Raw genomic sequence first — 22,775 nt, forward strand, 5'->3', positions numbered from 1 at the left:
GCCAGCAGCAAACTGGCACCTTCATATTTATACCGGATTAACTGTTAAGCTGGGGTTGCCCAGTCTTACTCGTCTTCCAGCTCGATGTTGATACCCAACGAGCGGATCTCTTTCAACAATACGTTGAACGATTCCGGCATACCTGGTTCCATACGGTGGTCGCCGTCGACGATGTTCTTATACATCTTCGTACGACCGTTAACGTCATCCGACTTAACAGTTAGCATTTCCTGAAGCGTATAAGCTGCGCCGTATGCTTCCAGCGCCCACACTTCCATCTCACCGAAACGCTGACCACCGAACTGAGCTTTACCACCCAGCGGCTGCTGAGTAACTAGGCTGTAAGAACCGGTAGAACGGGCGTGCATCTTGTCATCAACCAAGTGGTTCAGTTTCAGCATGTACATGTAACCTACAGTTACAGGACGCTCAAACTTGTCACCAGTACGGCCATCAAACAGAGTCAGCTGACCAGATTCTGGTAGATCACCCAGTTTCAGCAGCTCTTTGATAGACGATTCCGGTGCACCATCAAATACTGGTGTTGCAATCGGCAGACCGGCACGCAGGTTCTGGATCAGAGTACGAACTTCGTCGTCAGACAGTGCCGCAATATCGACCTTCTGACGAGTATCACCCAGATCGTAGACCTTCTGCAGGAAGTTGCGGAACTGATGTAGTTCCTGCTGCTGCTTCAGCATCTCGTTGATCTTGTCACCGATACCTTTTGCTGCCAGACCCAGGTGAGTTTCCAGGATCTGACCGATGTTCATACGTGACGGTACACCCAGCGGGTTCAGTACGATATCAACAGTCTGACCTTTTTCATCGTACGGCATGTCTTCAACAGGGCAGATCTTTGAGATTACACCCTTGTTACCGTGACGACCGGCCATCTTATCACCAGGCTGGATACGACGTTTAACAGCCAGGTACACCTTAACAATCTTAAGGACACCCGGTGCCAGGTCATCACCCTGAGTGATCTTACGGCGCTTGGTTTCAAACTTCTTATCGAACTCAGCTTTCAGCTCGTCGTACTGCTCAGCCAGCTGCTCCAGCTGGTTTTGCAGGGCTTCATCGTCCAGAGTCTGCGAGAACAGTCTCTCACGGTCCATTGAAACCAGTTTATCTTCACTGTAACCAGCAGATAGCAGCAGAGTACGAACACGCGCCAGAAGACCGCCTTCCAGGATCTGGAACTCTTCTGTGATGTCTTTCTTCGCTTCTTTCAGCTGCATCTCTTCGATTTCAAGCGCACGCTTGTCTTTCTCTACGCCATCGCGAGTGAAGACTTGTACGTCGATGATCGTACCAGACACAGAGTTTGGTACACGCAGTGAAGAGTCTTTAACGTCAGAGGCTTTTTCACCGAAGATCGCACGTAGCAGTTTCTCTTCTGGAGTCAGCTGAGTTTCACCTTTAGGTGTCACTTTACCAACCAGGATGTCGCCACCCTTTACTTCCGCACCGATGTAAACGATGCCAGATTCGTCCAGTTTAGAAAGCGCCGCTTCACCCACATTCGGGATGTCAGCAGTGATTTCTTCAGCACCCAGCTTAGTATCACGCGCCACACAAGACAGTTCTTGGATGTGGATAGTTGTCAGGCGGTCTTCCTGAACAACACGCTCAGACACCAGGATGGAGTCCTCGAAGTTGTAACCGTTCCAAGGCATGAACGCGATGCGCATGTTCTGGCCAAGTGCCAGCTCACCCAAGTCAGTCGACGGGCCATCAGCCAGTACGTCACCACGCGCTACCGGCTCACCCGGCATTACGGTTGGACGCTGGTTGATACACGTGTTCTGGTTAGAACGGGTGTACTTCGTCAGGTTGTAGATATCGATACCCGCTTCACCAGGTACCAACTCGTCTTCGTTAACTTTAATAACGATACGAGAAGCATCTACTGACTGAACCTGGCCACCACGTTTGGCAACTGCAGTTACACCTGAGTCTACCGCTACGTTACGCTCGATACCTGTACCTACCAGCGGCTTATCAGCACGCAGAGTTGGTACGGCCTGACGCTGCATGTTCGCACCCATAAGGGCACGGTTAGCATCATCGTGTTCCAGGAATGGGATCAGGGATGCTGCCACCGATACAACCTGGTTGGTTGCAACGTCCATGTACTGAACGTGATCGCGCGGGTGCAGACCTGATTCACCTTTCTGGCGAGCAGTGATCAGTTCGTCAGCGAAAGAACCGTCTTCGTTCAGCGCGGCGTTAGCCTGCGCGATAACGTACTGACCTTCTTCGATCGCAGACAGGTAATCGATATCTTCAGTTACTTTGCCGTCAACTACTTTACGGTATGGCGTTTCCAGGAAACCATATGGGTTACACTGAGCAAATACCGACAGTGAGTTGATCAGACCGATGTTTGGACCTTCAGGCGTTTCGATTGGACACAGACGACCGTAGTGGGTCGCGTGAACGTCTCGAACTTCAAAACCTGCACGCTCACGAGTCAGACCACCTGGACCAAGCGCCGAGATACGGCGTTTGTGAGTAACTTCTGACAGTGGGTTGTTCTGATCCATAAACTGAGACAGCTGAGAAGAGCCGAAGAACTCTTTCACTGCAGCAGAAATTGGCTTAGCGTTGATCAGATCCTGAGGCATTACTGCATCCAGATCACCAAGGCTCAGGCGCTCTTTTACTGCACGCTCAACACGTACCAGACCAACACGGAACTGGTTCTCAGCCATTTCACCAACAGAACGGATACGACGGTTACCCAGGTGGTCGATGTCATCAACTTCACCTTTACCGTTACGGATATCGATCAGACGACGCATTACTTCAATGATGTCATCGTGATCCAGTGTACCCGGACCCGTTGTTTCTTCACGACCCAGAGAGCTGTTGAACTTCATACGACCAACAGCAGACAGATCGTAGCGTTCTTCGCTGAAGAACAGGCTTTCGAACAGTTGCTCAGCGGCTTCACGCGTTGGCGGCTCGCCAGGACGCATCATGCGATAAATTTCTACCAGCGCGCTCAGACGGTCAGTCGAGTTGTCGATACGCAGGGTATCAGACATGTACGGACCGAAATCCAGATCGTTCGTAAACAGAACTTCCAGTGACTTGTAGCCAGACTGAGATAGCAGAGCCAGCGTTTCCAGGCTTAGTTCCTGGTTCGCAGCAGCAATCAGCTCACCCGTTTCCTGGTTCACGTAGTCACGTGCAGAAATTTTGCCAACAATGTATTCAACAGGTACTTCGATGTGGTCAACGTTGTCTTTCGTCAGCTGACGGATGTGACGTGCAGTGATACGACGACCCTGCTCAACGTACACTTTACCGTTCGCTTCGATGTCAAAGCTTGCCGTTTCACCACGTAGACGGTCAGGTACCAGTTCCATCACCAGTGACTTGCCCTGAACTTCGAACTTGATCTTTTCGAAGAACATGTCAAGGATTTGCTCAGTGGTGTAACCCAGAGCACGCAGGATGATAGACGCAGGCAGCTTACGACGACGGTCGATACGTACGAAGAGGCTATCCTTAGGATCGAATTCGAAATCCAACCATGAACCACGGTATGGAATCACACGTGCGTTATAAAGCACTTTACCTGAGGAGTGGGTCTTACCCTTATCGCTGTCGAAGAAGACACCCGGGCTACGGTGCAGCTGGGATACGATAACCCTCTCGGTACCGTTAATAACGAATGTACCGTTATCTGTCATGAGCGGAATTTCGCCCATGTAAACTTCTTGTTCTTTGATGTCTTTAACAGTGCCAGCAGGCGCGTCTTTATCATACATGACCAAACGCAGCTTCACGCGCAGTGGAGCTGAGTAAGTTACGCCACGAATCTGACATTCTTTAACATCGAAGACCGGCTCACCGAGACGATAGCTAACGTATTGCAGCTCGGAATTGCCGTTATAGCTCTGAATTGGAAAAACAGAACGAAAGGCAGCTTCTAGACCGTAATGCCCTTCAGGATCCTGCTCGATGAACTTGTCAAAAGACTCAAGCTGGATCGACAGCAAGTATGGAACATCCAGGACTTGTGGACGCTTACCAAAATCCTTACGGATACGCTTTTTCTCGGTATAAGAGTAAACCATAGGTTCCTCAGATCGCTGATAAGTGATCCAAACTGCTCAACACGAGGAGCAGTGACTAATAACACTGTTTATTGTAGGAGCAGTTCTGGGAAAGCAGGACTGCTTTTTGCATGGGGAGAGGGTGCAAAACAATGTGAAAACACCACTACCCTACAGCGCAAAAAGGCCGGTGGCTATTAGCCACCAGCCATTAGCCTTTTCAGGCTAAGAAATTAAGTAATTATTACTTAACTTCAACAGAAGCACCAGCTTCTTCTAGTTGAGCTTTCAGAGCGTCAGCTTCAGCTTTATCAACACCTTCTTTCAGAGGTGCTGGAGCGCCGTCTACTAGTGCTTTCGCTTCTTTCAGACCCAGGCCAGTTGCGCCACGTACTGCTTTGATAACAGCAACTTTGTTCGCGCCTGCAGAAGTCAGGATTACGTCGAATTCAGTTTGCTCTTCAGCAGCTTCAGCTGCTACGCCGCCTGCTACTACTGCTGCTGCAGCAGTAACACCGAACTTCTCTTCCATTGCTTCGATCAGTTCAACAACTTGCATTACAGACATTTCTGCAACTGCGTCTAGGATTTGCTCGTTAGTGATAGACATAACAATTCTCTTTTAAAGTCAACAATTAGTTTAAAAAGCAACCAGATAAAAGCAAGGCGAATTAAGCCGCTGCTTCTTCTTTCTGATCGCGAATAGCTGCGATAGTACGTACCAACTTGCCAGCAGACGCTTCTTTCATGCACATCATCAGGCGTGCAATCGCTTCGTCGTATGTTGGTAGAGTCGCAAGTACTTCAACGTCAGCAACAGCGCCTTCGAATGCAGCTGCTTTGATCTCAAAGTTTTTGTTCTCTTTAGCGAAGTCTTTGAAAAGACGCGCTGCAGCACCAGGGTGCTCATTAGAGAACGCAAGTAGAGTAGGACCAACGAAAACGTCTTTCAGACATTCATAATCAGTACCTTCTACTGCACGGCGTGCTAGAGTGTTACGCACAACTTTAACGTAAACGCCCGCTTCACGAGCTTTTTTACGTAGGGTAGTCATGTCAGCAACAGCAACGCCACGAGAGTCAGCAACAACTGCAGACAGGGCACCATTGGCAGCTTCGTTGACTTCAGCAACAATTGCTTTTTTGTCTTGAAGGTTCAATGCCATTGGATTTGCTCCTGGATTTAAGCCGGGTTAACCCCGAACAGTACACCACTCACTGCCACTATGGCAGGAGAGTTAATACGGCGCAGATCCAAGAAAGACATACATCAATCATGTTCTGGCACCGTCTACGTAGGTATTATTAAGTCGAACTTTTCAGTTACAACGCCTACGGTCTTTGACGGAGGCCGTTACCGCAGTAACAGCCTCAGCCATGAATTCGGAAGCGCCAAATTATACACGAATCTGACGCTTCTGCAAATTATTACGCGTTAGTGTCCAGAGAATTCTGGTCTAGCGCTACACCTGCACCCATAGTGGTAGAGATGCTTACTTTCTTGATGAAAGTACCTTTAGCTGAAGAAGGCTTAGCTTTCTTCAGTGCAACCAGCAGAGACTCTAGGTTCTCTTTCAGTTGCGCAGCGTCGAAATCCACTTTACCGATAGTAGTGTGGATGATGCCGTTCTTGTCGTTACGGTAACGAACCTGACCAGCTTTAGCGTTCTTAACCGCTTCAGCAACGTTAGGAGTTACAGTACCAACTTTAGGGTTTGGCATCAGACCGCGTGGACCAAGAATAGTACCCAGCTGACCTACAACGCGCATTGCATCTGGAGATGCGATAACTACGTCAAAGTTCATCTCGCCTTTCTTAACTTGATCAGCCAGTTCTTCCATACCTACCAGGTCAGCGCCCGCTTCTTTAGCAGCTTCAGCGTTTGCACCCTGAGTAAATACTGCAACGCGGATATCACGACCAGTACCGTGTGGCAGTACAGTTGCGCCACGAACGTTTTGGTCTGATTTACGTGCATCGATGCCTAGGTTAACAGCAACGTCAACGCTTTCAGTGAATTTAGCAGTAGCCAGTTCTTTCAGCAGAGCAACAGCTTCGTTGATGTCGTACTCGCGAGAAACGTCAACTTTTTCACGAATAACGCGCATGCGCTTAGTTAGTTTTGCCATTGTCTTAACCCTCTACCACCAGACCCATTGAACGTGCAGTACCAGCGATCGAACGCTTCAGAGCTTCGATGTCAGCACCAGTCATGTCCGCAGCTTTAGTTTCTGCGATCTCTTGGATCTGAGCGTCAGTAACAGTACCAACTTTCTCAGTGTTCGGACGGCCAGAACCAGACTTGATACCAGCAGCTTTCTTCAGCAGAACTGCAGCAGGTGGAGTCTTAGTGATGAACGTGAAAGAACGGTCACTGTAAACAGTGATAACAACTGGAGTCGGTAGACCTTTCTCTAGAGAGTCAGTCTTAGCGTTAAACGCTTTACAGAATTCCATGATGTTCACACCGTGCTGACCCAGAGCTGGACCAACTGGTGGACTTGGGTTTGCCATACCAGCTGCAACTTGCAGCTTGATGTAAGCTTCTACTTTTTTAGCCATTGCTATTTACCTAAATTTGGGTTCAAACGTCTATATTGAAATAGACTCCCCGTCTAACGAAAGGGCGCGAAATTATAGTCAAATTTCACGCCCCTGACAAGCTGATCTGATTACTTATTGATCAAACTTTCTCAACCTGACCAAACTCCAGTTCTACCGGAGTGGCACGGCCGAAGATAGAAACCGACACTTTCACGCGGCTCTTATCGTAGTCAACTTCTTCAACCACACCGTTGAAGTCAGCAAACGGACCATCCGTGACACGGACAACTTCACCTGGTTCAAAGACAGTCTTGTGAACTGGTGACTCGCTCGCTTTTTCTAGGCGGTTAAGGATAGCATCTGCCTCTTTATCAGAGATCGGTGCTGGGCGGTCTGAAGTACCACCGATGAACCCCATAACACGAGGGATACTACGTACCAGGTGCCATGTCTCGTCGTTCATCACCATCTGTACAAGCACATAGCCAGGGAAGAACTTACGTTCGCTCTTACGACGCTGGCCCGCACGGACTTCTACAACTTCTTCAGTCGGAACCAGTACTTCATCAAAGTACTCTTCCATACCGTGCATCTTGATATGCTCACGTAGGGATTGCGCTACACGCCCTTCAAAACCCGAAAAGGCCTGTACGACATACCATCGTTTTTTTGGAGCTTCGCTCATGAACTCTTACCTCACACACCGGTAACTAGGCGGACTAGACGGACCATGATGCCGTCGATGCCCCACAAGGCTAACGCCATAATGACAGTGACAGCTAAAACGATAAAGGTTGTCTGCGTAGCTTCCTGACGAGTAGGCCATACTACCTTGCGGACTTCCATGCGCGATTCACGGGCAAACGCAATCGCGGTTTTACCTTTTGCTGTAAGTGCAGCAATACCACCAGCTGCTGCCACCAGGACAACAACTGCTGCAGCACGCAACACTACAGAAACATCACTGTACAGGTAATTACCAACCACAGCGGCAGCTAGCAAAGCAAATACAGCGACCCACTTCAGGCCATCCATACTGCTAGAGCTGCTTTGGTTTTCGGCATTCGCTTTCATACAACCAACCTGTAACTAGTCTCAATATAGACGAAAATAACCCCGCAATAGCAGGGCCTTTCATGAAGGAAAGCACTAAGGCTTTAATTACATGGGTAAAAACTTCATGTCGATAAATCTTTTTCTGCACCACTGAGCAAAAAACAAACAGAGAATTGCAATGGTGCAGAAAAAGGGCATCAAATGATGCCCTTTTTCGTGCCGTATCGTCAAATATTATTCAACGATCTTAGCTACAACACCAGCACCAACGGTACGGCCACCTTCACGGATTGCGAAGCGTAGACCTTCGTCCATCGCGATTGGCGCGATCAGAGTTACAGTCATAGATACGTTGTCGCCTGGCATTACCATCTCAACGCCTTCTGGCAGTTCGATAGTACCAGTCACGTCAGTAGTACGGAAGTAGAACTGTGGACGGTAGCCTTTGAAGAACGGCGTGTGACGGCCACCTTCGTCTTTCGACAGAACGTAGATTTCTGAAGTGAAAGTAGTGTGTGGAGTGATTGAACCTGGTTTAGCCAGAACCTGACCACGCTCAACTTCGTCACGCTTAGTACCACGCAGAAGAACACCAACGTTCTCACCAGCACGGCCTTCGTCCAGAAGCTTACGGAACATCTCAACGCCAGTACAAGTAGTCGTGATAGTCTCTTTGATACCAACGATTGCTACTTCGTCACCTACGCGAACGATACCTTGCTCAACACGACCAGTTACAACAGTACCACGGCCTTGGATTGAGAATACGTCTTCGATTGGCAGGATGAACGGCTTGTCGATTGCACGCTCTGGCTCTGGGATGTAAGAATCCAGTGCTTCAGCCAGCTCAACGATTTTCTCTTCCCACTGAGCTTCGCCATTCAGCGCACCCAGAGCAGAACCCATGATTACTGGGCAGTCGTCGCCTGGGAAGTCGTACTCAGACAGAAGTTCACGCACTTCCATCTCAACCAGCTCAAGCAGCTCTTCATCATCAACCATGTCACACTTGTTCATGAACACGATGATGTAAGGGATACCAACCTGACGACCTAGCAGGATGTGCTCACGAGTCTGTGGCATTGGACCATCAGTAGCAGCAACAACCAGGATACCACCGTCCATCTGAGCAGCACCGGTGATCATGTTCTTAACGTAGTCGGCGTGTCCTGGGCAGTCTACGTGTGCGTAGTGGCGAGAAGGAGTATCGTACTCTACGTGAGAAGTAGAGATTGTGATACCACGCTCACGCTCTTCAGGCGCGTTATCGATAGATGCGAAGTCACGCGCTGCGCCGCCGTATACTTTAGCCAGTACAGTACAGATAGCTGCAGTCAGAGTAGTTTTACCGTGGTCAACGTGGCCGATAGTACCAACGTTAACGTGCGGTTTAGTACGTTCAAATTTTTCTTTAGACATGGATTGTCCCTCTAGGCACGGTATTTGGTGGCATTACGACCACACAACCAATCATGGGTTTTGTAGAGTATATATCAAAAGAATCGAAGTAACTTAAGGAGAGAGTGGTGCTGATAGGCGGATTTGAACCGCCGACCTCACCCTTACCAAGGGTGCGCTCTACCAACTGAGCTATATCAGCACACTTAATAGTGTGGAGCGGGCAGCGGGAATCGAACCCGCATCATCAGCTTGGAAGGCTGAGGTAATAGCCATTATACGATGCCCGCTAAACTCGTAACTCGTTAAGCTATTCAATCAATTGAAAATGGTGGAGGGGGACGGATTCGAACCATCGAAGGCGGAGCCGGCAGATTTACAGTCTGCTCCCTTTGGCCACTCGGGAACCCCTCCAGAAATTTTTAAGCACTTTCACTCATTTAGGGGAAAGTGGTGCCGACTACCGGAATCGAACTGGTGACCTACTGATTACAAGTCAGTTGCTCTACCTACTGAGCTAAGTCGGCGTAAGTGCTGCGCATTCTAGTGAACTCAGCGAGGGGTTGCAATACCTTTTTTCGTTTTTTTTTGCCGCCCCACCCCAACCGAACAAGAATTAACCACTAGCGGCATTTTGCATACAAAGCAAGGCCTTCCAGCACCAGATCGGAACGATGTTGATATCCCCGTCCCCAGCTCTTTGGCAGATGACGAACCCCGCCACCACACAAAATCACTTCCGGCTCGGTTTTCAGCTTATCCCGCGCCTGGCCAAGGCCGTATTCAATCAGTCCCAACAAGGCGGCACGGCAGCCATTCTTAAGGCCATCCGCCGTATTGTCGGCAAACACCAACTCGTCACCATGTTCACGGTCGGAAAAAACTTTGGTCGTGTTTTCCAACACCGCCTTCATCATTAGCTGATAACCGGGTGCGATCCAACCGCCAAGGTGCTTACCGTCCTCTGTCATGACATCAAAGGTTAATGCCGTGCCAATGTCGACAATCACAGTCGGCTTTTTAAAGCTCTGATGAATAGCCACCAGCGTCAGCCAGCGGTCGACCCCAAGATACTGGTATTCGGCATAGGCGTTTTTCACGCCAAAGTCTTTCCGCAGGGTCTTGACTTGCATGACCGGAATATTGGCCAATTGGGAAATGCGCTGAATAGAGTTGTCGACCTCCACCGGCCCGACACTTGCAAAGACGATTCTGTCGATTCCATTCTCGAGTAGGGGCTCCAGTACCATTTCCAGCTTGCGGCTCGGATACCGTCCCAGCAATTCAAAATTGCCATCGTCAAATAATTGGGCCACCTTGACATAAGTGTTACCCGCTTCAATCAAAATTTGCATTAACAACCTCTGAGGCTGATTTCTCCACCGATGTAAGGGGTGACCTCACCATCGGCCTCTAACAATAACGCCCCCTGACCGTTGATCCCACGGGCTATCCCTTCCACTACGCGGTTACCAATCAACAGTTTCACGGGGCGGTCCAAAAAGTTGTCCAAGCGATTCCAACGCTCGGTGAAGCCTTCCAGTCCGCAGACTTCATAATCAGCCAGAGTCTGATGTAATTGCGCGATCAAGATAGCAGCAAGGGTATTACGATCCGGCAATGTGGCGCTGGCCTGAGTTAAATTGGCCCATGCCTGGTCTATTTCTTTGCCTTCTTGTTCCGGCATAGCGATATTGAGTCCCATGCCGATGATCAAATGCGCAGCATCGCCCGCCTGACCAGTCATTTCAACCAGAATTCCTGCGAGCTTTTTATCCCTGAAATACAGATCGTTCGGCCATTTCACCCGAACTTCATCGGCCCCGAATGATTGCAGAGCTTCCGCAATGGCCACCCCGACCACCAGGCTTAAACCCATGGCGGCGGCCATGCCGGCATCTAAACGCCAATACATGGAGAGGTACAAATTACTACCAAACGGCGAGAGCCACTGACGACCACGACGGCCTCGTCCGGCTTCCTGATATTCCGCCAGACAAACCGCCCCTTTTGGCAGTTGCCCGACCCGTTCCATCAGGTATTGATTCGTCGAATCGATTACCGGGATAACCTCCAAGCTTGGGCACTTTACCTGACCGACAATCTTATCGCAATCAAGGAGATCCAGTTTTGCTGGCAGACGATAGCCTTTCCCTTGCAAGCGAAAAATGTCCAGCCCCCATGCTTGAAGCACCTTAATATGCTTACTGATCGCAGCCCGTGAGATACCCAATTGCTCTCCCAGAGCTTCACCGGAATGGAACTCGCCATCTGCCAGCATTGCCACCAGGGCTAATCGGGTCGAATGCTCTTTCATCCCATGATCTCCGTCAGTGTCGTTTCCGATGTCGCACCCATAAAGCGCACCTCATGCTCCAGGCGAACGCCAAATTTTGCTTCCACCTGATCGACGACAAACTGGGCCAGAGCGAGCACATCGCGGGCTGTCGCCTGTTCAGCATTAACTAAAACCAACGCCTGCTGCTCATGAACCTGCGCCCCGCCAATGCGATGACCTTTGAGCGCGCACTGATCAATCAGCCATCCCGCTGCCAACTTACAGTGCTCATCATCCTGCGGGTAATACGGCATGGTCGGATGTTCAGCCAGCAGCTGGTTTACCTGCTGGGTATCAATGACCGGATTTTTGAAGAAGCTACCGGCATTACCCAACACGCGGGGATCCGGCAGCTTCGACTGTCGAATCTCGCAGACCGACGCTAAAATGGCTTCGGCGCTCACTGTCGCGGCATCAAAAGACGCCAGCGGGCCATAGCTGATATTGGGCTGCCACGCTTTTTTAAGGCGCAGCCCCACCGCCGTAATGGCATGCGTGGCTTTCAGCTCGTGTTTAAAGACGGAATCCCGGTATCCGAAGCGGCACTCGTCCGCAGATAATCGCTGTGTCTGCCCCGTAGCGAGCTCCAGCGTATCGACGTACTGACAGACATCCTTTAACTCGACGCCGTACGCCCCGATGTTCTGGATAGGAGATGAACCCACACAGCCCGGAATCAGCGCCAGATTCTCCAGACCAGGCATACCGTTTGCCACGGTCATTTCAACCAGCTGATGCCAGTCTTCCCCAGCCCCGACACGCAATTCAAAAGCATCGTCCGTTTCATTGATCGTAATGCCTTTGATACGATTGAGCACCACCACCCCGACATAGTCCTCACAGAACAGCATGTTGCTGCCCTGGCCAAGAATCAGTTTCGGTAACGCACTGAAGGCAGTATCGTGCCAGACACTGACTAACTCTTCGGCCGACTCAACCGCCACAATACGCTGTGCACTGACATCAATACCAAATGTATGAAACGGGGCCAGAGACCGATCCTGCAAAACTTTCATGCGCTTTTTGAACCATACCTTTATATACTTGGGCTGCATTTTAACTGATTCAGCTATAGTTAGCAGTTTTTTCCCCATGAACAAGCTTAGATTTCACCCGATAGAGCCACTGCGCTTTCCCTTGATCAACCGTCTTTATAAACAGCATTATCCGGCAGGTAAGGCAAAAAAAGATGAAGTGATTTGGATTGGCGAGGATAACAGTGCCATCCACTGCTGTGTCAGGTTCAAGCAATTTGATGGCTTTCAACTCATGACCGGTATGCTGGTCATCCCCGATGCGCGCGGGCAAAAACAGGGCCAGCAGCTCTTAGTCGCTGCCCAATCCCAGCTGGAACAGGCTCCCTGCTTCTGTTTTGCGTTCTCATACCTGGTCGATTTTTATCAGGCAACGGGCTTCGTCCCAGTTCCAGAGTCTGAATTACCCGAGTCATTGCAGTCACGGCTCACCCGTTACCGACTAAGTGGAAAGTCACTTGTTGCGATGATTTATCAACAAGCAGTTACACAATAATTTCGCGATTCTCCGGTACTCCGACATAGCCATACATTGACTGTGTTGTTTTTCTGATATAATTGCTCTCTTAATTAACACAATCATCCTTATAAAGGTCGCGTAAACGAGGCGATAATGGATTCAGCTATTGCTAACAAGCAACGCATTGATCAACTGCCGTGCATTGCACACAAGCCTGAAAACCTGGAGACCCTGTTAGACGCCGGTTCCTTCCGTGAACGTCTTTATGCCGAAATCGCGGGTGCCACTCAACGCATTTATCTGGTTGCCCTCTATCTTCAGGACGATGATGCCGGCCGAGGTATCCTCAAGGCGCTCTACGAGGCTAAGCAGAAAAATCCGGGCCTGGATATTAAAGTGCTGGTCGACTGGCACCGTGCCCAGCGGGGACTCATCGGTGCAGAGAAATCCGACGGCAATGCCGCCCTGTACCGTGAATTTGCTAGCCAGTATGAGCACCAGATTCAAATCCTTGGGGTACCGGTCCGTAACCGGGAAGTCTTCGGTGTTCTCCATCTCAAAGGCTTCGTCATCGACGATAAAGTCGTATACAGCGGCGCCAGCCTTAACGATGTCTATCTGGCCCAGCACAATCGTTATCGCTATGACCGCTACCATGTGATCAAAAACCCGCATCTGGCCGATACCATGTCCAATTTTATTTTGGATACCTTGGTCGACAGTGATGCGGTCAACTGTCTGAGCCAGAGCCAGCGCCCTGAAACCAAAGCACTAAAAGGTGCCATTCGAGAGTTTCGCCAACAACTGGCCCGCGCCACCTATCACTTCACACCAGAGCCTATTGCCGAGGGTGAAGTCGGCCTGACGCCTCTGGTTGGTTTGGGTAAACGCAAGAACACGCTCAATCAGCATATCTGTACCCTTATCGCCAGTGCTCAGCAGGAACTCACGATCTGCACGCCGTATTTCAACTTTCCGCGCTCTATCAGCCGGGAAGTCAAGCGTGCCCTACGACGCGGCGTCAAAGTGACCATCATTGTCGGTGACAAAACAGCGAATGACTTCTATATTCCACCTAGTGAGCCATTCAAAACAATTGCTGGTCTTCCTTACCTGTATGAAGTCAATCTCCGCCACTTCGCTAAACAGAATGAGTCAGCGATTGCACGTCGTCAGCTTGCCATCCATTTATGGAAACATAATGACAACAGCTTCCACCTTAAAGGCATCTGGGTTGATCGTAGCTATATGCTCATCACGGGTAACAACCTAAATCCACGTGCCTGGAAACTGGATCTGGAAAATGCCATTCTGGTCAGAGATAAAAACCAACTATTGGCTGAACAGAAACAAAAAGAACTCGACTGCATTCTTTCCCACACCCAGCTTGTCGGCAGCTATAAATTCATTGATAAGGTCGACACGTATCCGGCTCCGGTCAGAAAGCTAATTAAGCGGATACGCCGAGTCAAGGCAGACCATATCTTGAATCAAATTCTGTAGGTAACGGTTATGACAATTGCAGCCATCGATGTTGATCCCCAGCAAACCTTTACTCCGTTGTGTCCGGATGAACTTCCGGTCCCGGAAGGCGATAGCATCGGCCAAGCATTGAATGCACAGGCTGCAATGGCTCAGTATCGCGTGCTGACTAAAGATGCCCATCCCAGAAACGCGGTTTGGGTTGTCGATAGCCACGAAAAGATGCTTCAACCTCTATCCCACAAAAATGCTGACGTGACCTGGGTATCCCACGCAGTTCCAGGCACCCGGGGATTTGAAACGATCCCGGGCCTACCCGCCGTGACTGACTATGATCATGTAATCTGGAAAGGGATCGAGCCGGATCTTCACCCATACGGTGCCTGCTTCCACGATCTGCAGGAGAAGCTTAGTACTGGCCTGATCGAATGGCTGGTCGCCAAAGGGGTCTCGACAGTTATCATTGGCGGACTGGCTACAGACTACTGCGTTAAAACAACAGCACTGCAGCTCCAGAAGAGTGGTTATTTCAAGGTCATCGTCAACCTATCAGCCAGCCGTGGAATTGCACCAGAAACCACACAACAGGCCTGTGCCGACATGAAGCAAGCAGGGATTATCATCGCTCAGGATCTGACAGCGCTACAAACTCTGCTTTGACCGCCCTCCCAAGGCTTCTCCCCAGAGAGGCCTTTAATCTCATGACAAATGAGTAAAAATCCCTCGGTACCGTTCACCGATATTCCAACCTTAAACCCTGAAGCTACCACCACCGAAGATACAGACTCTCAAAACCTTCATAATCAAACTCATGTGACCTGCCCCCAATAACTAATCCAACACTTCTTTAGTAATGTCAGTTACGTTACTGTTTAGCCCTGAATGTGTCAGTACTGCAAATTCAGAGGGAGTTAGGTATCCAATTGATGAATGCGGCCGATTTTCATTGTAGTCAATGCGCCAGTCACTGATCAGTTTACGAGCATGGCTCAAGTCTCTGAACAGATGCTCGTTTAAACACTCGTCCCTGAACTTGCCGTTAAAGCTTTCGATATAAGCATTCTGGGTTGGCTTACCAGCCTGTATCAGCTTCAGAATAACACCATGATCATAAGCCCATTGGTCGAGGGCTTTACCCGTAAACTCAGGCCCCTGATCTGTTCGAACAGCCTCAGAATAACCACGGAAAGCAGCAATAGCCTCAAGTATGGCGACCACCTCATCTCCAGAAATTCCTGATGTAACAGTAATATCCAGGCACTCCTTTGTGAAGTCGTCAACGATAGTGAGGCACTTTATCCTACGACCAGAACTGAGTGCATCCATGACGAAGTCCATTGACCAGGTATGGTTGGGCAGTGAGGGAAGTAAAAGTGGCTCTCGCTCGACACATAATGATTTCCTTCGCTTCCGTTTTCGAACGGTCAATCCAGACTCTCTGGTATAACCGGTAAACACGCTTATGATTAACCTCTGTCCCTTCCCGCCGAAGAAGATGGTGAATACGGCGATATCCGAACCTTTTTCTCTCTAGTGCCAGTTCTTGTATACGAGCCGACAGCTCCACATCACTCTCTTTAGATTGAGGTTGGTATCTCATCGATGCGCGATTTATACCGACGAGCAGACAGACTTTGCGTTCCGAAATCGTGGTGACTTCCTGCATTGCATGCACAGCCTTGCGCTTGTCTCCGACGGTCAATACTTTTGGTTAAGAGCCGCTTTTAAAGCATCAACATCAAGCATGGATTCCGCCAAGAGCTTCTTGAGCTTGGCATTCTCATCTTCCAATGCTTTCAAGCGACGGGCATCGGAAACATCCATGCCCGCGTACTTTTTACGCCATAGGTAGAATGTGGCATCGGAAATATTGTGCTTGCGACACAGCTCTTTAACAGGAATGCCTGCTTCTGCTTCCTTGAGAATGGCAATGATCTGCTGTTCGTTGAATCGCTTCTTCATATTCACCTTCCTTCTTATAAGATGAACATTACTAAGTTTTAGCTGGATTGGGGAGCAGGTCACATGCTCAAGAAGCTGCCTAGCGACATTTAGAGAGAAGAACGGCTTAAGCAACTTCACCCTACACAAGCATCCTTCCAAAACTACATACCTGTAAACGAAAAAACCTGACATATCGGTAATATTCTGTCTGAGCTTGAAAAAATCAGAAGTATTCAAATTGAATAAATCGCCGAAACAATAGAGATGAGACTCGTTGTTCAATGATAGCTATAGGGTATAGCCCTAAATCATCAATTGGAATCTATATCCGATGTGGAATCAGTGTGCTAAATCCACATAAGAATGCTCATGGATGAACAACTTGAATCTCATGATCTTTACCTACTATAGCCCAAGGCTCCATGGTTTAAGACCTGTCATTACTGACGAAGCTTCGTGTCAGTAGTGAAATACTGGAGTCGCACCCTTCGTGACGTGAGGAATGGAATTAGTCGCCCTAGGACAAACCGATAAATACTGAACGCAAAAAAGCCCAAATCTTTAAATTCGGGCTTCGCATAAGTGGTGGAACGGCCGGGCTGGCGATCCAGCGGGGCTCATTCGACCGAAGGGCGAACAACATTGTCTTTAAACGTAAAAAAGCCCAAGCATTTCTGCTTGGGCTTCGTATAAGTGGCGGAGCGGACGGGACTCGAACCCGCGACCCCCGGCGTGACAGGCCGGTATTCTAACCAACTGAACTACCGCTCCACTCAGGATTAACGTTTGTTCAGAACGCTACCCTAAATTGGGTGCCTGGCGATGTCCTACTCTCACATGGGGAGACCCCACACTACCATCGGCGCTGCTGCGTTTCACGTCTGAGTTCGGCATGGGATCAGGTGGGTCCACAGCGCTATGGTCGCCAGGCAAATTCTTTGATTCACCGCCCGCAGGCCGCAAATCACAATCTTGGAAAAAAACTGACTAAAGTTCAAGCACACCATTCAAGTGCTCGTGGAGTCCGTAAAACCCCTTGGGTGTTGTATGGTTAAGCCGCACGGGCAATTAGTACAGGTTAGCTCAACGCCTCACAGCGCTTACACACCCTGCCTATCAACGTTCTAGTCTCGAACAACCCTTCAGAGAGCTTAAAGCTCTGGGGATGACTCATCTTGAGGCTCGCTTCCCGCTTAGATGCTTTCAGCGGTTATCGATTCCGAACTTAGCTACCGGGCAATGCGTCTGGCGACACAACCCGAACACCAGAGGTTCGTCCACTCCGGTCCTCTCGTACTAGGAGCAGCCCCTCTCAATCATCCAACGCCCACGGCAGATAGGGACCGAACTGTCTCACGACGTTCTAAACCCAGCTCGCGTACCACTTTAAATGGCGAACAGCCATACCCTTGGGACCGACTTCAGCCCCAGGATGTGATGAGCCGACATCGAGGTGCCAAACACCGCCGTCGATATGAACTCTTGGGCGGTATCAGCCTGTTATCCCCGGAGTACCTTTTATCCGTTGAGCGATGGCCCTTCCATTCAGAACCACCGGATCACTATGACCTGCTTTCGCACCTGCTCGAACCGTCATTCTCGCAGTCAAGCGGGCTTATGCCATTGCACTAACCTCACGATGTCCGACCGTGATTAGCCCACCTTCGTGCTCCTCCGTTACGCTTTGGGAGGAGACCGCCCCAGTCAAACTACCCACCAGGCACTGTCCGTACCCCCGATGAGGGGGCGACGTTAGAACATCAACACTACAAGGGTGGTATTTCAAGGACGGCTCCACAGATACTGGCGTACCTGCTTCGAAGCCTCCCACCTATCCTACACATGTAGGGTCAATGTTCAGTGCCAAGCTGTAGTAAAGGTTCACGGGGTCTTTCCGTCTAGCCGCGGGTACGCAGCATCTTCACTGCGATTTCAATTTCACTGAGTCTCGGGTGGAGACAGCGTGGCCATCATTACGCCATTCGTGCAGGTCGGAACTTACCCGACAAGGAATTTCGCTACCTTAGGACCGTTATAGTTACGGCCGCCGTTTACCGGGGCTTCGATCAAGAGCTTCTCCCTAAGGATAACCCCATCAATTAACCTTCCGGCACCGGGCAGGCGTCACACCGTATACGTCATCTTTCGATTTTGCACAGTGCTGTGTTTTTAATAAACAGTTGCAGCCACCTGGTATCTGCGACTGCCAGCAGCTCCAAGAGCAAGTCTCTTCACCGCCGGCAGCGTACCTTCTCCCGAAGTTACGGTACCATTTTGCCTAGTTCCTTCACCCGAGTTCTCTCAAGCGCCTTGGTATTCTCTACCCGACCACCTGTGTCGGTTTGGGGTACGATTTCTTGCTATCTGAAGCTTAGAGGCTTTTCCCGGAAGCATGGCATCAATGACTTCAGCACCGTGGTGCCTCGACATCGGGTCTCAGCCTTGAGATGGTCCGGATTTGCCTAAACCATCAGCCTACACCCTTGAACCTGGACAACCGTCGCCAGGCCCACCTAGCCTTCTCCGTCCCCCCATCGCAATAGCAAGAAGTACGGGAATATTAACCCGTTTCCCATCGACTACGCCTTTCGGCCTCGCCTTAGGGGTCGACTCACCCTGCCCCGATTAACGTTGGACAGGAACCCTTGGTCTTCCGGCGAGGAGGTTTTTCACCCCCTTTATCGTTACTCATGTCAGCATTCGCACTTCTGATACCTCCAGCGCCCCTTACAGGACACCTTCAGCGGCTTACAGAACGCTCCCCTACCCAATACGCTAATGCGCATTGCCGCAGCTTCGGTGTATCGCTTAGCCCCGTTAAATCTTCCGCGCAGGCCGACTCGACCAGTGAGCTATTACGCTTTCTTTAAATGATGGCTGCTTCTAAGCCAACATCCTGGCTGTCTGAGCCTTCCCACATCGTTTCCCACTTAGCGATAACTTTGGGACCTTAGCTGGCGGTCTGGGTTGTTTCCCTCTCCACGACGGACGTTAGCACCCGCCGTGTGTCTCCCGGATAGTACTTACTGGTATTCGGAGTTTGCAAAGGGTTGGTAAGTCGGGATGACCCCCTAGCCTTAACAGTGCTCTACCCCCAGTAGTATTCGTCCGAGGCGCTACCTAAATAGCTTTCGGGGAGAACCAGCTATCTCCGAGTTTGATTGGCCTTTCACCCCTAGCCACAAGTCATCCGCTAATTTTTCAACATTAGTCGGTTCGGTCCTCCAGTGCGTGTTACCGCACCTTCAACCTGCCCATGGCTAGATCACTCGGTTTCGGGTCTAATCCCAGCAACTGCACGCCCAGTTAAGACTCGGTTTCCCTACGGCTCCCCTATACGGTTAACCTTGCTACTGAAATTAAGTCGCTGACCCATTATACAAAAGGTACGCAGTCACAGGACAAAGCCTGCTCCTACTGCTTGTACGTACACGGTTTCAGGTTCTATTTCACTCCCCTCACAGGGGTTCTTTTCGCCTTTCCCTCACGGTACTGGTTCACTATCGGTCAGTCAGGAGTATTTAGCCTTGGAGGATGGTCCCCCCATCTTCAGACAAGATAACACGTGTCCCGTCCTACTCGTTTTCACGCCAAATGTGTTGTCGGCTACGGGGCTGTCACCCTGTATCGCTGAGCTTTCCAGCTCATTCACCTGACACTTAAAGCGCTTAAGGGCTAATCCGGTTTCGCTCGCCGCTACTGCCGGAATCTCGGTTGATTTCTCTTCCTCGGGGTACTTAGATGTTTCAGTTCCCCCGGTTCGCCTCACCAAGCTATGTATTCACTTGATGATAACTGCTTATGCAGCTGGGTTTCCCCATTCGGAAATCGTAGACTCAAGTGGCTCTTACTGCCTCATCTACGCTTATCGCAAGTTAGTACGTCCTTCATCGCCTCTGACTGCCCAGGCATCCACCGTGTACGCTTAGTCACTTAACCATACAACCCCAAGAGGTTTCGTATGTTCAAACAACCAAGGTTTTTCCATCTGAGTTAAGATGGTTAGTTTGTTTTTGCCGGACTCTTCTTACACAAGACACTTGAATGTGTATTGCTTGAGAACTCGTTTCTCTTTCGAGAAACAATAATTTCGATTCATCTGAATCGAATTACTAGTCAGCTTTCCAGATTGTTAAAGAGCATGTGTTTGCCTTATGGCAGCCACTTTCTAATCACACTCACAAGTGCAGTTAGAAAGTGGCGTCCCATAGGGGAGTCGAACCCCTGTTACCGCCGTGAAAGGGCGGTGTCCTAGGCCTCTAGACGAATGGGACCTTTTGTTCCGGGTTTGGGCACCCGAACACATGTTCTCTACATTTCGACCAAGCAATCTGTGTGGACACTACGCAAAGCGCAGTCTTTTGGTAAGGAGGTGATCCAGCCCCAGGTTCCCCTAGGGCTACCTTGTTACGACTTCACCCCAGTCATGAACCACACCGTGGTAAACGCCCTCCCGAAGGTTAAGCTATCTACTTCTGGTGCAGCCCACTCCCATGGTGTGACGGGCGGTGTGTACAAGGCCCGGGAACGTATTCACCGTGGCATTCTGATCCACGATTACTAGCGATTCCGACTTCATGGAGTCGAGTTGCAGACTCCAATCCGGACTACGACATACTTTGTGGGATTCGCTCCACCTCGCGGTCTTGCTGCCCTCTGTATATGCCATTGTAGCACGTGTGTAGCCCTACTCGTAAGGGCCATGATGACTTGACGTCGTCCCCACCTTCCTCCGGTTTATCACCGGCAGTCTCCCTGGAGTTCCCACCCGAAGTGCTGGCAAACAAGGATAAGGGTTGCGCTCGTTGCGGGACTTAACCCAACATTTCACAACACGAGCTGACGACAGCCATGCAGCACCTGTCTCACGGTTCCCGAAGGCACTCCCGCATCTCTGCAGGATTCCGTGGATGTCAAGAGTAGGTAAGGTTCTTCGCGTTGCATCGAATTAAACCACATGCTCCACCGCTTGTGCGGGCCCCCGTCAATTCATTTGAGTTTTAATCTTGCGACCGTACTCCCCAGGCGGTCTACTTAACGCGTTAGCTCCGAAAGCCAGTGTTCAAGACACCAACCTCCAAGTAGACATCGTTTACGGCGTGGACTACCAGGGTATCTAATCCTGTTTGCTCCCCACGCTTTCGCATCTGAGCGTCAGTCTTTGTCCAGGGGGCCGCCTTCGCCACCGGTATTCCTTCAGATCTCTACGCATTTCACCGCTACACCTGAAATTCTACCCCCCTCTACAAGACTCTAGCCTGCCAGTTCCAAATGCGATTCCGAGGTTGAGCCCCGGGCTTTCACATCTGGCTTAACAAGCCGCCTGCATGCGCTTTACGCCCAGTAATTCCGATTAACGCTCGCACCCTCCGTATTACCGCGGCTGCTGGCACGGAGTTAGCCGGTGCTTCTTCTGCAGCTAACGTCAAACGATACCGCTATTAACGATACCGCCTTCCTCACTGCTGAAAGTGCTTTACAACCCGAAGGCCTTCTTCACACACGCGGCATGGCTGCATCAGGGTTTCCCCCATTGTGCAATATTCCCCACTGCTGCCTCCCGTAGGAGTCTGGACCGTGTCTCAGTTCCAGTGTGGCTGATCATCCTCTCAGACCAGCTAGGGATCGTCGCCTAGGTGAGCCGTTACCCCACCTACTAGCTAATCCCACCTGGGCCAATCTTAGCGCGAGAGGCCCGAAGGTCCCCCTCTTTGCTCCGTAGAGATTATGCGGTATTAGCCATCGTTTCCAATGGTTATCCCCCACACTAAGGCATGTTCCCAGGCATTACTCACCCGTCCGCCGCTCGCCGCCCAACAAATCCCCCGAAGGGTCAATGTTGTCGCTGCCGCTCGACTTGCATGTGTTAGGCCTGCCGCCAGCGTTCAATCTGAGCCATGATCAAACTCTTCAATTAAAGTTTTGGCTCGATGAATACTGAATTAAATTGACTGTGCCAAAATAACCGAAGCTATTTTGAATTGGTCACTCAGTTCATCGATAAATCTTTTTGACTATCAGTTCACGAGTGCCCACACAGATTGCATGGTCAAATTGTTAAAGAACGTTGACTTTCAATGCGTTAGCGCGAAGCGCTTCAGCAAGTCAGGACGCGTATAATACGCTTCCCAGTGTTTAAGTCAAGGTAAAATTCTCTACTTTTTCAGTCAGTAAAAAACTTTAGCGTGACTCCGCTCACTGATTCACCAGTTGGAGCGAAAGAAAAGCCCGTTGTGACCCAACGGGCTTTCTGGAATAGGTGCCTGGCGATGTCCTACTCTCACATGGGGAGGCCCCACACTACCATCGGCGCTGCTGCGTTTCACGTCTGAGTTCGGCATGGGATCAGGTGGGTCCACAGCGCTATGGTCGCCAGGCAAATTCTTTGATTCACCGCCCGCAGGCCGCAAATCACAATCTTGGAAAAAACTGACTAAAGTTCAAGCAC

Annotated in this window: 14 protein-coding genes, 6 tRNA genes, 4 rRNA genes and 1 pseudogene; 3 read left to right on the forward strand and 22 right to left on the reverse strand. The window is 50.2% G+C overall.

The genetic code is table 11. The features are described 5' to 3' along the window. Nucleotides 1–65: 65 nt before the first annotated feature. The 15 genes from rpoB to murB form a co-directional block, all read right to left on the reverse strand. Nucleotides 66–4,091: a DNA-directed RNA polymerase subunit beta gene (gene rpoB, locus FH974_RS14955; RefSeq protein ID WP_047885291.1), complete on the reverse strand. Its 4,026-nt coding sequence runs from the start codon at nt 4,089–4,091 to the stop codon at nt 66–68. Nucleotides 4,092–4,314: 223 nt separating this feature from the next. Beyond that, nucleotides 4,315–4,680, reverse strand: coding sequence for a 50S ribosomal protein L7/L12 (gene rplL / locus FH974_RS14960; RefSeq protein WP_047885292.1), 366 nt, complete (start codon nt 4,678–4,680; stop codon nt 4,315–4,317). Between the two features lie 61 nt (nt 4,681–4,741). Further along, complete coding sequence (gene rplJ / locus FH974_RS14965) at nt 4,742–5,236, reverse strand: 50S ribosomal protein L10 (RefSeq protein WP_047885293.1); 495 nt, start codon at nt 5,234–5,236, stop codon at nt 4,742–4,744. Nucleotides 5,237–5,498: 262 nt separating this feature from the next. After that, on the reverse strand, nt 5,499–6,200 hold the full coding sequence (gene rplA / locus FH974_RS14970; protein ID WP_047885294.1) for a 50S ribosomal protein L1: 702 nt from the start codon (nt 6,198–6,200) through the stop codon (nt 5,499–5,501). Nucleotides 6,201–6,204: 4 nt separating this feature from the next. Continuing rightward, nucleotides 6,205–6,633, reverse strand: a complete 429-nt coding sequence (rplK, locus tag FH974_RS14975) for a 50S ribosomal protein L11 (protein WP_047885295.1) — start codon at nt 6,631–6,633, stop codon at nt 6,205–6,207. A 121-nt stretch (nt 6,634–6,754) separates the two neighbouring features. After that, nucleotides 6,755–7,300 carry a transcription termination/antitermination protein NusG gene (gene nusG / locus FH974_RS14980; protein ID WP_047885296.1) on the reverse strand — a complete coding sequence of 182 codons (546 nt, stop codon included), beginning with the start codon at nt 7,298–7,300 and terminating at the stop codon, nt 6,755–6,757. Nucleotides 7,301–7,311: 11 nt separating this feature from the next. After that, complete coding sequence (secE, locus tag FH974_RS14985; RefSeq protein WP_047885297.1) at nt 7,312–7,689, reverse strand: preprotein translocase subunit SecE; 378 nt, start codon at nt 7,687–7,689, stop codon at nt 7,312–7,314. A 216-nt stretch (nt 7,690–7,905) separates the two neighbouring features. Then, nucleotides 7,906–9,090, reverse strand: coding sequence for an elongation factor Tu (gene tuf / locus FH974_RS14990; RefSeq protein WP_107193928.1), 1,185 nt, complete (start codon nt 9,088–9,090; stop codon nt 7,906–7,908). A 105-nt stretch (nt 9,091–9,195) separates the two neighbouring features. Further along, nucleotides 9,196–9,271: transfer RNA gene (locus FH974_RS14995), tRNA-Thr, on the reverse strand. Nucleotides 9,272–9,284: 13 nt separating this feature from the next. Next, nucleotides 9,285–9,359: transfer RNA gene (locus FH974_RS15000), tRNA-Gly, on the reverse strand. 39 nt (nt 9,360–9,398) lie between these two features. Further along, nucleotides 9,399–9,483: transfer RNA gene (locus FH974_RS15005), tRNA-Tyr, on the reverse strand. 37 nt (nt 9,484–9,520) lie between these two features. Continuing rightward, nucleotides 9,521–9,596: transfer RNA gene (locus FH974_RS15010), tRNA-Thr, on the reverse strand. Nucleotides 9,597–9,692: 96 nt separating this feature from the next. After that, the gene (locus tag FH974_RS15015; protein WP_047887534.1) at nt 9,693–10,424 is read right to left on the reverse strand and encodes a type III pantothenate kinase; all 732 of its coding nucleotides are present in this window, start codon (nt 10,422–10,424) and stop codon (nt 9,693–9,695) included. After that, nucleotides 10,424–11,386, reverse strand: coding sequence for a bifunctional biotin--[acetyl-CoA-carboxylase] ligase/biotin operon repressor BirA (gene birA, locus FH974_RS15020; RefSeq protein ID WP_207103386.1), 963 nt, complete (start codon nt 11,384–11,386; stop codon nt 10,424–10,426). The genes FH974_RS15015 and birA overlap by 1 nt, the downstream gene beginning before the upstream one ends. Beyond that, nucleotides 11,383–12,423, reverse strand: coding sequence for a UDP-N-acetylmuramate dehydrogenase (gene murB / locus FH974_RS15025; protein WP_207103387.1), 1,041 nt, complete (start codon nt 12,421–12,423; stop codon nt 11,383–11,385). Before murB ends, birA begins: the two co-directional genes overlap by 4 nt. Nucleotides 12,424–12,499: 76 nt before the next feature. Here murB and FH974_RS15030 point away from each other — a divergent pair, with 76 nt between their 5' ends. The 3 genes from FH974_RS15030 to FH974_RS15040 all read left to right on the forward strand — a co-directional run bounded on the left by FH974_RS15030 (nt 12,500) and on the right by FH974_RS15040 (nt 15,043). Next, nucleotides 12,500–12,937, forward strand: a complete 438-nt coding sequence (locus FH974_RS15030) for a GNAT family N-acetyltransferase (RefSeq protein ID WP_047887540.1) — start codon at nt 12,500–12,502, stop codon at nt 12,935–12,937. 117 nt (nt 12,938–13,054) lie between these two features. Next, nucleotides 13,055–14,404 carry a CDP-diacylglycerol--serine O-phosphatidyltransferase gene (pssA, locus tag FH974_RS15035; protein WP_047887537.1) on the forward strand — a complete coding sequence of 450 codons (1,350 nt, stop codon included), beginning with the start codon at nt 13,055–13,057 and terminating at the stop codon, nt 14,402–14,404. A 9-nt stretch (nt 14,405–14,413) separates the two neighbouring features. Further along, the gene (locus FH974_RS15040; protein WP_047887538.1) at nt 14,414–15,043 is read left to right on the forward strand and encodes a nicotinamidase; all 630 of its coding nucleotides are present in this window, start codon (nt 14,414–14,416) and stop codon (nt 15,041–15,043) included. Between the two features lie 171 nt (nt 15,044–15,214). Here the strand turns inward: FH974_RS15040 and FH974_RS15045 are convergent. The 7 genes and pseudogenes from FH974_RS15045 to rrf (FH974_RS15075) form a co-directional block, all read right to left on the reverse strand. Continuing rightward, a pseudogene (locus FH974_RS15045) lies at nt 15,215–16,345 on the reverse strand (IS3 family transposase). Between the two features lie 676 nt (nt 16,346–17,021). Continuing rightward, nucleotides 17,022–17,098: transfer RNA gene (locus FH974_RS15050), tRNA-Asp, on the reverse strand. Between the two features lie 43 nt (nt 17,099–17,141). Next, nucleotides 17,142–17,257: ribosomal RNA gene (gene rrf / locus FH974_RS15055) — 5S ribosomal RNA — on the reverse strand. Nucleotides 17,258–17,374: 117 nt separating this feature from the next. After that, a 23S ribosomal RNA gene (locus tag FH974_RS15060) occupies nt 17,375–20,266 on the reverse strand. Nucleotides 20,267–20,525: 259 nt separating this feature from the next. Continuing rightward, nucleotides 20,526–20,601: transfer RNA gene (locus FH974_RS15065), tRNA-Glu, on the reverse strand. Between the two features lie 91 nt (nt 20,602–20,692). Next, nucleotides 20,693–22,244 (reverse strand): 16S ribosomal RNA (locus FH974_RS15070). A gap of 344 nt (nt 22,245–22,588) precedes the next feature. Beyond that, nucleotides 22,589–22,704 (reverse strand): 5S ribosomal RNA (gene rrf, locus FH974_RS15075). Together the 16S, 23S and 5S rRNA genes with 2 tRNA genes alongside form the textbook arrangement of a ribosomal RNA operon. Between the last annotated feature and the right edge of the window lie 71 nt (nt 22,705–22,775).

This window comes from Photobacterium ganghwense (assembly GCF_017329545.1).
Classification (GTDB): domain Bacteria; phylum Pseudomonadota; class Gammaproteobacteria; order Enterobacterales; family Vibrionaceae; genus Photobacterium; species Photobacterium ganghwense.